Source organism: Actinophytocola sp. (assembly GCF_049647105.1).
Classification (GTDB): Bacteria; Actinomycetota; Actinomycetes; order Mycobacteriales; family Pseudonocardiaceae; genus Actinophytocola.
In genome coordinates this window covers 38,660-50,078 of record NZ_JBARWZ010000260.1, presented here as the reverse complement: position 1 = coordinate 50,078, position 11,419 = coordinate 38,660, and the positions used below count along the sequence as shown (strand labels likewise).

General features: G+C 71.2%; 13 protein-coding genes. 10 read left to right on the top strand and 3 right to left on the bottom strand.

Annotation, left to right across the window (positions count from 1 at the left end; translation table 11 throughout):
- Positions 1-430: FAD-dependent oxidoreductase (locus WBA97_RS31065; protein WP_424234522.1), on the bottom strand; the 430-nt coding region annotated here is incomplete at its 3' end.
- Between the two features lie 147 nt (positions 431-577).
- Here WBA97_RS31065 and aroC point away from each other — a divergent pair.
- From aroC to WBA97_RS31035, 6 genes are all read left to right on the top strand, one after another.
- Positions 578-1,759 carry a chorismate synthase gene (aroC, locus tag WBA97_RS31060; RefSeq protein ID WP_424234521.1) on the top strand — a complete coding sequence of 394 codons (1,182 nt, stop codon included), beginning with the start codon at positions 578-580 and terminating at the stop codon, positions 1,757-1,759.
- Positions 1,756-2,268, top strand: a complete 513-nt coding sequence (locus WBA97_RS31055; RefSeq protein WP_424234520.1) for a shikimate kinase — start codon at positions 1,756-1,758, stop codon at positions 2,266-2,268. Before aroC ends, WBA97_RS31055 begins: the two co-directional genes overlap by 4 nt.
- A 148-nt stretch (positions 2,269-2,416) precedes the next feature.
- Complete coding sequence (gene aroB, locus WBA97_RS31050; protein WP_424234519.1) at positions 2,417-3,502, top strand: 3-dehydroquinate synthase; 1,086 nt, start codon at positions 2,417-2,419, stop codon at positions 3,500-3,502.
- A 158-nt stretch (positions 3,503-3,660) separates the two neighbouring features.
- Complete coding sequence (gene aroQ, locus WBA97_RS31045) at positions 3,661-4,089, top strand: type II 3-dehydroquinate dehydratase (RefSeq protein ID WP_424234518.1); 429 nt, start codon at positions 3,661-3,663, stop codon at positions 4,087-4,089.
- On the top strand, positions 4,086-4,967 hold the full coding sequence (locus tag WBA97_RS31040) for a GNAT family N-acetyltransferase (protein ID WP_424234517.1): 882 nt from the start codon (positions 4,086-4,088) through the stop codon (positions 4,965-4,967). The genes aroQ and WBA97_RS31040 overlap by 4 nt, the downstream gene beginning before the upstream one ends.
- A 76-nt stretch (positions 4,968-5,043) precedes the next feature.
- Entirely contained in the window at positions 5,044-6,573 is a 1,530-nt protein-coding gene (locus WBA97_RS31035) for a beta-xylosidase (RefSeq protein WP_424234516.1), read from the top strand.
- Here WBA97_RS31035 and WBA97_RS31030 read toward each other — a convergent pair.
- On the bottom strand, positions 6,534-7,028 hold the full coding sequence (locus WBA97_RS31030) for a B-4DMT family transporter (protein WP_424234515.1): 495 nt from the start codon (positions 7,026-7,028) through the stop codon (positions 6,534-6,536). The genes WBA97_RS31035 and WBA97_RS31030 overlap by 40 nt on opposite strands.
- Positions 7,029-7,117: 89 nt before the next feature.
- On the opposite strand from WBA97_RS31030, the gene WBA97_RS31025 reads away from it, so the two are divergent.
- The 4 genes from WBA97_RS31025 to WBA97_RS31010 are packed head-to-tail and all read left to right on the top strand — an operon-like array spanning position 7,118 to position 10,185.
- Complete coding sequence (locus tag WBA97_RS31025) at positions 7,118-8,209, top strand: M24 family metallopeptidase (RefSeq protein WP_424234514.1); 1,092 nt, start codon at positions 7,118-7,120, stop codon at positions 8,207-8,209.
- Positions 8,210-8,238: 29 nt separating this feature from the next.
- Positions 8,239-8,802, top strand: coding sequence for an elongation factor P (efp, locus tag WBA97_RS31020; RefSeq protein WP_424234513.1), 564 nt, complete (start codon positions 8,239-8,241; stop codon positions 8,800-8,802).
- Entirely contained in the window at positions 8,803-9,222 is a 420-nt protein-coding gene (gene nusB, locus WBA97_RS31015) for a transcription antitermination factor NusB (RefSeq protein WP_424234512.1), read from the top strand.
- 54 nt (positions 9,223-9,276) lie between these two features.
- On the top strand, positions 9,277-10,185 hold the full coding sequence (locus tag WBA97_RS31010; RefSeq protein WP_424234511.1) for a DMT family transporter: 909 nt from the start codon (positions 9,277-9,279) through the stop codon (positions 10,183-10,185).
- 483 nt (positions 10,186-10,668) lie between these two features.
- Here the strand turns inward: WBA97_RS31010 and WBA97_RS31005 are convergent, their stop codons facing one another.
- On the bottom strand, positions 10,669-11,157 hold the full coding sequence (locus WBA97_RS31005; protein WP_075123575.1) for a transcriptional regulator: 489 nt from the start codon (positions 11,155-11,157) through the stop codon (positions 10,669-10,671).
- Positions 11,158-11,419: the final 262 nt, after the last annotated feature.

The window sequence follows — 11,419 nt, the reverse complement described above, 5'->3', positions numbered from 1 at the left end:
CGGTCACGCCTGCCGGGTCGGCGGCGCCGTCGCGTGGCGCCCAGACGGCCCACTCCGGGGGCTGCCGCAGGCCGGGCTCGAGCGTCGCCACGGTGGCCGCGTCCACGATCTCCTGTCCGGGTCCGGCCTCCGGCGCGGTGTCCGCCGCCCAGGACAGTGAGCCGGACCAGGTCACGGGGAGGCCCGGCAACTCGGCCTCGAGCCTGCGGTAGTCCTCCGTCGCGGTCACCCGCAGCGCGGCGGACGGACCGGTGCGTACGCCGGCCGTGCCGATCCAGGCGAACGAGTCCGCCGTCACACCCGTGCCCGGCCGCCCGACGTCGACCAGGGTCACGACAGCGCCGGCCCGAGCGGCGTGATAGGCCACCGAGGCACCGACGATGCCGGCGCCGACGACCACCAGGTTCCTGCTCACCCGTTGGCTCGACACGTTGACGATCTTACGGTCGGCAGACGCTCCGCCCCCGGCCTTTTGTGCCGTCGCCGCCCAGGGGCGGCGACGCCTCAGCCCATCGGCCCGCTCCTTGCCTGGGTAACCGCTGATTCGGGTGTCGGGTGGGCATGACAGGATCGTTGGGTGTTGCGCTGGATCACCGCTGGGGAGTCGCACGGGCCTGCTTTGGTCGCCGTGCTCGAAGGCATGGTTGCCGGGGTCGAGGTCACGACCACGAACCTGAACGAGCAGCTCGCCCGCCGACGGCTCGGGTTCGGGCGCAGTCCCCGGATGGGCTTCGAGACCGACCAGGTCGAGTTCCTGGGCGGCGTGCGCCACGGGCTGACCCAGGGCGGGCCGATCGCGGTGCGGATCGACAACGCCGAATGGCCCAAGTGGGAGAAGGTCATGTCCGCGGACCCCGTGGACCCCGAGGAGCTGGCCGGGCTCGCCCGGAACGAGCCGCTCACCCGCCCCCGGCCGGGGCACGCCGACCTCGCAGGCATGCAGAAGTTCGGGTTCGACGACGCCCGTCCCGTCCTCGAGCGGGCCAGTGCCCGCGAGACCGCGGCCCGCACCGTCCTGGGCACCGTAGCTCGTCAGTTCCTGCGGCAGTTGCTGGGTGTGGAGATCATCAGCCACGTCGTGTCGATCGGTGGGGCCGACGCGCCCGACGGGCCGCTGCCAGGACCCGAGGACCTCGCCGCCATCGACGAGAGTCCCGTCCGTGCGTTCGACCCGGCAGGCACCGACGCGATGGTGGCCGAGATCGAAGCGGTCAAGGAGGCCGGGGACACCGTCGGCGGCGTCATCGAGGTCATCGCCTACGGGTTGCCGCCGGGGCTGGGGTCGCACGTGCACTGGGACCGGCGCCTCGACGCCCGGCTCGCCGCCGCCCTCATGGGGGTGCAGGCGATGAAGGGCGTCGAGATCGGGGACGGGTTCACCACCGCGCGCAGGTGGGGGAGCAAGGCCCACGACGAGATCGACCCGGCACACCCCGGTGTCACCCGCCGGACCAACCGGGCCGGTGGCCTGGAGGGCGGCATCACCAACGGCGAGCCACTGCGGGCGAAGGTCGCGATGAAGCCGATCTCGACCGTGCCGCGCGCACTGTCCACAATCGACACCGCGACGGGTGAGCCCGCCGTGGCGATCCACCAGCGATCGGACGTGTGTGCCGTGCCCCGCGCGGGTGTGGTGCTGGAGTCGGTGGTCGGGCTGGTGCTCGCCGAGGCCGCGCTGGAGAAGTTCGGCGGCGACTCGATCGCCGAGACCCGTCGCAACGCGGAGTCCTACCTCAAAGCACTGCAGGAGCGCTGGTGACCGGCCCCGCACTGATCCTCGTCGGACCGCCGGGGTCCGGGAAGTCCACCGTGGGGCGCATGGCCGCCGAGCGGCTCGGGCTCGCGTTCCGCGACTTCGACGACGACATCGAGCGTGTCCACGGCGTCCCCGCGGGTGAGCTGGTCGTGAAGCTCGGCCGGGAGAAGTTCCAGGAGTCCGAGCGCGAGATCCTCGCCGACCTGCTGCCCCAGCACGACGGCATCCTCGCGCTCGGTGGCGGCACGCCGACCGCGCCGGGCGTCGCCGAGCTGCTCGAGCCCTTCCACGTGGTGTTCCTCGACGTGAACCTCGATCAGCTCCTGCGCCGGGAAGGCCTCATCACGCTGCACCCCTGGCTGCTGCCGAACCCCCGCGCCCACCTGAGGGAACTGCTCAACACCCGCAGGCCGGTGTACACCGCGGTCGCCGCGGCCACCATCCCGACCAGCGAACGCACCCCCGAGGACGTCCTCGCCGACGTGCTCGCCACGATGCCCGTCACCAGCTGAGCTGGAACTGTCGGTGCCGTGCGCTGTGCATGACCCATGGCACGACGACTCGGCGCGGGGACACGACGTGAAGGTGGTGGTCGGCGTCGGCTGATCGCTGCCGTGCCATGCTCACCTCCGGACAGCCGAGCACGAGGGAGCGTGGGCAGTGGGAGCCGAGCCGGTGCGGATCAGGGTCGCCACGGACCGTCCGTACGAGGTGGTGATCGGGCGCGACCTCACCGACGAGGTGGTCGCCGCCGTCGACGGATCACCGAAGGTCGCGATCGTGCACCCGCCCACGCTGGTCGCCAACGCGGAGGCAACCCGGAAACGGTTGCTGGACAACGGAATCGACACACACCTGGTGCCCGTGCCGGACGCTGAGGCAGGCAAGACCCTCGCCGTGGCCGGGCAGTGCTGGGACGCGCTCGCCGCCATGGGCATGGACCGCGGCGGCACCGTCGTGGCACTCGGCGGGGGCGCGGTCACCGACCTCGGCGGGTACGTCGCCGCGAGCTGGATGCGCGGTGTCCGCCTCGTCAACGTCCCGACCACGTTGCTCGGCATGGTGGACGCGGCGGTCGGCGGGAAGACCGGCATCAACATCGACGCGGGCAAGAACCTCGTCGGCGCGTTCCACGAGCCGGGCGCGGTGCTCGTCGACCTCACCACGCTGCGGACGCTGCCCTCGGCCGAGCTGGTGCCCGGCATGGCCGAGATCATCAAGGGCGGTTTCATCGCCGACCCCGTGATCCTCGACCTGGTCGAGGCCGACCCGAAGGCCGCGCTCGACCCCGACGGCGACGTGCTCGCCGAACTGGTGCGCCGCAAGATCCAGGTCAAGGCGGACGTCGTGGCCGCGGACCTGCGGGAGTCGAGCCTGCGCGAGATCCTCAACTACGGCCACACGCTCGGCCACGCGATCGAGCGCCGCGAGGGCTACCGGTGGCGGCACGGCGCGGCGGTCAGCGTCGGGCTCGTGTTCGCCGCGGAACTGGCTCGCGCGGCCGGCCGCCTCGACGACGCCACCGCCGACCGGCACCACACCGTGCTCGAGTCCATCGGTCTGCCGACCACCTACGACCCCGGCGCGCTGCCCGACCTGACCCAGACCATGCTGGGAGACAAGAAAACCCGCGCGGGCCGCCTGCGCTTCGTGGTCCTCGACGCGCTGGCCAGGCCCGGCCGCATCGAGGACCCGGCACCCGAGTTGCTGGCCACCGCCTACGAGCGCCTCACCACGACGCGGTGACCGCAGGAGCAGGTCCCGCACGTGGGGCGCCGGCAACGACGGGGCCTCGCCCCGCTCGCCGCCGACCAGCGGATGGCGCCGCGGGACGGGGTCGGGCGGGAACGGGTCAAAGCCGGGCTGGCTAGGCTTGCCCGGTCGATCCTCGAAGGAGACCTACGATGACCGTGCTGGTGCTCAACGGCCCCAACCTCGGCAGGCTGGGCACGCGTGAGACCCAGCTCTACGGCCACACCACCCACGCCGACCTCGTCGACCTGTGTGAGAAGACCGGCAAGGACCTCGACCTCGACGTCACCGTCCGCCAGACCGACCACGAGGGCGAGATGATCGGCTGGCTCCACGAGGCCGCCGACCACGGGCACGCCGTCGTCCTCAACGCAGGCGCGTGGACCCACTACTCGATCGCCATCCGCGACGCCTGCGCGCTGCTGACCGCGCCGCTGATCGAGGTCCACATCACCAACGTGCACAAGCGCGAGGAGTTCCGGCACCACAGCTACCTGTCCGAGATCGCGACCGGCGTCATCGTCGGGCTCGGTATCGATGGGTACCCGCTCGCGCTGCGCTGGCTGGCTGACCATAGGTGAGCCGAGCGAGCCGGACAACGCTGCGCCCGGTCGAGGAGCGTGACACCGGCGCGTTGATCGACCTGCTGGCCGACCCGGTGCTGAGCCGCTTCCTCGCCCGCGACCTCACCGATCCGGACGAGGTGCGAAGGCTCGTCGGCGGCGGCCTTCGCCATGACGGACCGCCGGGCACCGGTGTGTTCGTCGTCGAGAAGGACGGCGGGGTGGCGGGGGTGGCTCACCTCCGCGTCTCGGCGCAGCTGCCGGGCGGCGTCCTCGAGAGCGGTTGGTGCGTGGCCCGCGAGCACTGGGGCACCGGGCTCGCGGCCGAGGTCGCCACCACGCTGATCGACACCGGGCTCGAGCTGAATGGCGCGGTGTTCGCGCTGGTCAACGAGGAGAACACGCGGGCGCGGCGGTTCGCGGCCCGCGTCGGGTTCCTCGACATCGGTGGCGGCACGCACCACGGTGCGGCCCACCGGGTCTTCCTCGCGCTGCCCACCGCGCCCGAGGGTGTGCACCACGTCGAGCTGTGGGTCGCCGACCTCGCCGCCGCGGAGCGGACGTTCGGCTGGTTGTTCGCCGAGCTCGGCTGGCGCGAGTACCAGCGCTGGGACCGGGGCGTGAGCTGGCGGCGGGGCAACAGCTACGTCGTCGTCGAGGACTCGCCCGCCGGTACCGGCGACCGCCACGAGCGGACCGCGCCCGGCATCAACCACCTCGCGCTGCACGCGGGCACCCGCGCCGATGTCGACCGGATCACCTCGGCCGCTCAGGAACACGGCTGGCAGCTCATGTTCGCCGACCGGCACCCGCACGCGGGCGGCCAGGACCACTACGCCGCCTATCTTGAGAACGCCGACGGGTTCGAAGTGGAATTGGTCTCCACCCGTCCGTGACGCTCCCATCCATCTGGCGTAATCCCTACACTGGCCATCGGCTGAGCAAGGGGCAACCTGTGGAGGTTCTTCAACGATGCGCGTCACGCACCGTCGAAGACGCGTTGTCGCCGCCGTTGTCGTCGCTGTCCTCGTCGCCGCGCTCGCCGTGGCCTGCACCCTCAGCGAAGCCGCCCCGGCCGGGGTCCCCGCCGCCCGCGAACCCTCCGCCGCACCAGCGCCGGAACCGGTAGTCCCCGCCACCCGCGAACCCGTGCGGCTCACCACCCGCGCGGGCCGCCAGAGTCCTGGCCCGGTCGCCTACGGCACCGGCGACGCCCCCTACAACTACGCGCCGTCTGTCCTGTGGGACGGCGGCCGCTACCGCATGTGGTGGTGCAGCCAGCTCGGCATCGCGAACCCGCCGGGCGACGACATCCTGCTCGCCGAGTCGGGGTCGATGGACGGGCCGTTCCTCGGGCCCGACGGGCGCGGCGGCACGCCGGTGTTCTCCGGCAGCGTGGCCCGCTTCGACGCCATGCACACGTGCGACCCGTCGGTGCTCAAGGTCGACGGAACCTATTACCTGTACTACACGGGCGCGGCGGGCGACCACGCCCACGGCAACGCGATCGGGCTCGCGACCAGCCGTGACGGCCGGGTGTGGACCAGGGCCAACGGGGGCCGTCCGCTCGTCACCGCCGCACGGGACGTCAAGCGGGACAACACCTACGGCGCGGGTCAGCCGTCGGTGATCTACCTCGCCGGGCTGTTCTACCTGATGTTCACCGACACCACTGGCCAGGACTCCGGCCACAACGGGGCGGGTCAGTTCGTGCTGCGCTCGCCCGACCCGGCGTTCGGCCGCGACGTGGCCGCGCTCGGCCGTGACGGCTTCCAGCCGGTCCAGGACACGAGCGCCCGGCTCCGCTCGGTCGTCGACGCCTTCAGCGCGGACTGGATGTGGGTGGACGCGCTGGCCACGTTCGCCATCGCCCACGAGACCCGCGACGGCACCACGATCACGTTCTGGGACTGGGGTTTCAGGTCCCAGGGGTACGAGCCGCTGCTGCTGCCGGGACCGTGGCGCGAAGGGCCGGGTCTGGTACGCCGCGCCGACGGGCACGCGGTCGTGTCGCTCGACGACCCGTGCGGCACGGTCGCGATCGACCTCGTGCGCGCCACCCACGAGGCCGCGGCCGGGCCGTCCGGCCTGCGGCACTTCGGCCTAGACGTGACCGGCTTCGACGCGTGCGCGGAGCCGGGACGTGCGGTGCTCGCGCTCGACGGGTTCGCCGTCCCGTCCCCGAGCAGGACCGTCGACCTGATCGTCGGCGGGCAGATCGTGCGCTTCGACCGCAGGTCCGTGGCCGAGAAGCTCGCCGTCCGCATCCTCGCCCGACGTCCGGAGGCGCTGGCGGGCGTCGAGGTCGCCGCCCATGTCAAACCCGGTACGCCCGTACTGCGGGCACCCGGCAGGGGCATCGGGTTCCTGCTGGACGACCGCCTGTGGCGGATCTCGTCGGCGGAGGCCGCGGCACTGAACTCGTCGGCCGTGGGGGACACGACCCCGCAGGAGTGGGACGGCTACGAACGCGGTCTCGACCTGGTCGGTCCGCCGCGCTGAGGCTCGTCCTCGGTGTCTTGCTCGCCGCTGTCGCTGTCCGTGTCGCTGTCCTCGGCCGGGGGCCGGGACGACCGGATCCAGCGCCCCGCCGCGAGCCCGATCGACGCGGGGATCAGCACCAGCAGCGCGGTGAACGCGGCACCGCCGGTCAGCGCGCTGCCCAGGTCGGCGACCCCGGTCTGGTCCACGAACACCGACTTGCCGATCACGCCGAGTACCGCGGCGCCCCACCCGGCGACCAGCGAGGCGATCAGCCACGCCCGTCCCGCGTCCTCGACGCCCCGCCACCGGTCGAGCGCACCCCACACGGCGGCGACACCGGCGAGCACGCCGAGCACGAGTGCCTCGAACAACGTGCGTGAGGTCGGGTGGTGGACACCGAAGTCGGCGCGCACGGTCTCGGCCACGGCATGCACCACGGCCATGACCAGTCCGCGCAACAGCCACGTTCGCATTGGGACAGGGTAAGAGGGCGCGCAAATAGGGCGCGACAGGCATCCACCGACCCTATTCGCGCGCCCTCTATGCCCATAGGGTCGGACGCATGCCTGAGACGCACGTTCGCCGCCGTGCCGCCCTGCGTTCCCACCTCAGGGAGCACGCCATGGACGCCCTGCTCGTCGTCGACCTGCGCAACGTGCGTTACCTGACCGGGTTCACCGGTTCGAACGCCGCGCTGCTGCTGGCCGGGGAGAACGACGAGGAGACGGTCTTCTGCACCGACGGCCGCTACCTGGCCCAGTCGTCGCGGCAGGTGCCCGAGCTGGCGCGGCTGATAGAGCGGCCATGCGCGGCCGCGCTCGCGAAGGTGGCCGCGCAGCGGCGCCTGGGGCGAGTCGGCTTCGAGAGTCACCGGGTGACCGTCGACGAGTACGACGTGCTCGCCGAGCAGGCGGGAAAGGTCGAGCTGGCCCGTGCCGCGGGCCTGGTCGAGGCCCTGCGCGTGGTCAAGGACGACGCGGAGATCGAGGCGCTGCGGATGGCGTGCGCGGCCGCCGACCGCGCGCTCGCCGACCTCATCGAGCACGGCGGCCTGCGGGCCGGCCGCACCGAGCGCGAGGTCGCCCGCGAGCTGGAGACCCGGATGCTCGACTACGGCGCCGCAGGCCCGTCGTTCGACACGATCGTCGCCGCGGGCGCGAACTCGGCGATCCCGCACCACCGGCCGACCGACGCCGAGCTGGCCGTCGGGGACCTGGTGAAACTGGATTTCGGCGCGCTGGTCGACGGCTATCACTCGGACATGACCCGCACGTTCGTCCTCGGCGCGCCCGCCGACTGGCAGCGGGAGCTGTACGAGCTGGTCGCGGCCGCGCAGGCGGCGGGCCGGGCGGCGCTGCGGCCGGGTGCGCTGGTGGCCGACGTCGACGCCGCCGCGCGCGGGGTGGTGGAGGCCGCCGGGCGCGGCAGTGAGTTCCTCCACGGTCTCGGCCACGGTGTCGGGCTGGAGATCCACGAGGCACCGTCCCTGGCCAAGACGGGTGAAGGTAGACTCGCCGCCGGCATGGCAGTCACCGTGGAGCCGGGCGTATATCTGTCCGGCAAGGGCGGGGTCCGTATCGAGGACACGCTCGTGGTGCGGGACGGCGATCCCGAGCTCCTCACGCTGACGACCAAACAGCTCGTCGTCGTGTAGACGAACCGACCAGGAGAGAGAACGACCCCGTGGCATCCACGAACGACCTGAAGAACGGCCTGGTGCTCAACCTCGAGGGCCAGCTCTGGAGCGTTGTCGAGTTCCAGCACGTCAAGCCCGGCAAGGGCCCGGCGTTCGTGCGCACCAAGCTGAAGCACGTCATGACCGGCAAGGTCGTCGACAAGACGTTCAACGCGGGCATCAAGGTGGACACCGCCACCGTCGACCGCCGCGACATGACCTACCTGTACCAGGACGGTACGCAGTTCGTCTTCATGGACGGCGAGACCTACGAGCAGACCTACATCGACGGCGACGTCGTGGGTGACCAGGCGAAGTTCCTGCTGGAGAACAGCAACGCCACGGTCGCGACGCACGAGGGCACCCCGCTGTTCATCGAGCTCCCGACGTCGGTCGAGCTCGTGATCCAGCAGACCGACCCCGGCCTGCAGGGTGACCGCTCCACCGGTGGCACCAAGCCGGCGACGCTGGAGACCGGTGCCGAGATCCAGGTGCCGCTGTTCCTGTCGACCGGCGAGAAGGTCAAGGTGGACACCCGCGACGGTCGCTACCTCGGCCGAGTCAGCTCGTAGATGGGCGCGCGCAGCAAAGCTCGCAAGCGCGCGGTCGATGTCCTGTACGCGGCGGCGCTCCGCGACGCCGATCCGGTCCGGTTGCTCGACGAACGGAACGCGGTCGCCGAGCAGCCGTCGCCGAACGACTACGCCACCACCCTCGTCGAAGGCGTGGTGGCGCACCGCGAGCGGATCGACGAACTGCTCACCGAGCACGCTGAGGGCTGGACGCTCGACCGCATGCCGTTCGTGGACCTGGCCGTGCTGCGGCTCGGGCTCTACGAGCTGTTGTGGGCCACGGACGTACCGGACGCGGTGGCGATCGACGAGGCCGTGCAGCTGGCGAGGTCACTGTCCACAGACGACTCGCCGCGCTTCGTGAACGGGGTGCTGGGCAGGCTGGCGACGATCGCCGACCAGCTCCGCGCGACGCTCTGACACCGGTCCGAAAACCGCGCGAGAATTGTCGGTGCCCCGGCCTAGGTTGGCGCCATGACCGACAGACGATCCCTGCTCGCCGCCGCAGTCACCGTGTTGCTGTGGGCGTCCGCCTTCGTGGCGATCCGCAGCGCGGGCGAGCACTACTCGCCGGGTGCGCTGGCGCTGGGCCGGTTGCTGGCGGGTTCGGTCGTGCTGGTCGTGTTCCTGCTGATCCGCGGGGAGGGCTGGCCTCGGCGGGCGGCGTGGCCGGGCATCGCGATCTCCGGTGTCCTGTGGTTCGGCCTGTACATGGTCGCGCTGAACTGGGGTGAGCAGGAGGTCGACGCGGGCACCGCCGCGATGGTGGTCAACGTCGGGCCGGTGCTGATCGCGCTCCTGGGTGGCTGGCTGCTCAAGGAGGGCTTCCGGCCACGCGTGCTGGCGGGCATCGCGGTGTCGTTCGCGGGTGCCGTGGTGGTCGGCGTCTCCATGGCGGGCGACGGCCACGCGTCCGTGCTAGGTGTTCTGTTGTGCGTGGTCGCGGCGATCACCTACGCGATCGGTGTCGTGGCGCAGAAACCCGCGCTGCGCCACGGAAGCGCGTTACAGGTGACGACCTTCGGCTGTCTGGTCGGGACGGTCGCGTGCCTGCCGTTCGCGGGCCAGCTGATCACCCAGGTGTCGACGGCGCCGGTGTCGGCCACGCTGAACGTGATCTACCTCGGCGTCTTCCCGACCGGCCTGGCGTTCACCACGTGGGCGTACGCCCTGGCAAGGACCTCGGCCTCCCAGATGGGCGCGACGACCTACGTCGTGCCCGCGCTGGTGGTGCTGATGTCGTGGCTGGTGCTGGACGAACTGCCCGGCTGGGTCACCTTCGCGGGCGGCGCCCTGTGCCTGGCCGGGGTCGCGGTGTCCCGCACGGGTTCCCGCAGACCGGCCCCGGTGTCGGAACCCGCGGTGACCGCGAAGACGGGCTGACCCGGCCGGCCGCACCGGCGAAACCGCGAGTCAGCGGTCCATCAGTGCGAAGACGCCCCAGCCAAGGTACTCGCGTTGGTAGCGGGCGTGGCCAGTTTGGTGCTGTCGAAGGGATTGTGAATGCGGTGGCCGCTTTCGCGGATGGTGAAGACACGGGGAAGATCCACCCGTCGGACGCTAGAGATCGGCGCCCGAATGTGTCCACCCGACTTCGTCGCGACGGATCGGATCGGAGTGACCCGGACGGGTTGTCTGAGGTGACCCGAATGGAGTAGCTACCTGCGGGCGGACGCGGCGGTGATCAGCCGCCGTTCGCCACGGAGGGTGTCCAAAGTCAGAAACGCGACCGGTCGCGGCCCCATGCTGGGACGGGGTCGCGACCGGGGGGAGGTGGTCTGTCGATAGCGGGTGCTCGCCCGGCCGGCCGATCTCCCAATTCCCTCGGCCGGCGGCGGCGATCGTCAGAGCCCGTGACGAGCGGGCTCAGTCCTCCTTGGATGGACGGGCCTCCGGCGGAAGCACGCCCCAGTCGATGAGCTGCTCGGTGAGCTCGCCGGGGGTCATGTCGTAGATGATCGCCAGCGACCGGAGATCCTCCGTGCGGATCGACAGGACCTTGCCGTTGTAGTCACCACGCTGGCTCTGGATCGTGGCGGCGTAGCGGGCCAGCGGGCCCACCTTCTCCGCCGGGAGCTGCTGAAGCCGCTCCAGGTTTATGACGATCTTCGTCGCCGGCTCCGCGCCCGAGGGCACGCGCCCTTCCGGCAGCAGCTCGACCACGGGGACACCGTAGAAGTCGGCCAGCTCGGCCAGCTTCTGGACGGTGACCGCCCGGTCGCCACGCTCGTACGAGCCCACGACGACCGCCTTCCAGCGGCCGCCGGACTTCTGCTCGACGCCGTGCAGGGACAGACCCTGCTGCTGCCGGATGCCACGGAGCTTGCTCCCTAGCGCCTTGGCGTAGTCGCCCATATGGCGATTCTCCATTTCGTTCGCCCCGACGGCTGGTTGAAAATTGAACGCCGCGGGTAGCCGCATATCGACACGCAGAGTAATGGTTACCCACAGTTGTCACCAGGTCAAGCTGATCTGCGTACGGGGTCTGTGGACGGTATGGATTACCACCCGGTTGGTGGATCCGCGGGGACTGATAGGGTGCTAAAGCGCCCGCAGTGGGCGCAGAGCTAGACGTCCTTTAAGGCCCGTCCAGTGAGGCGGGGAAGGAGGTCCTCCG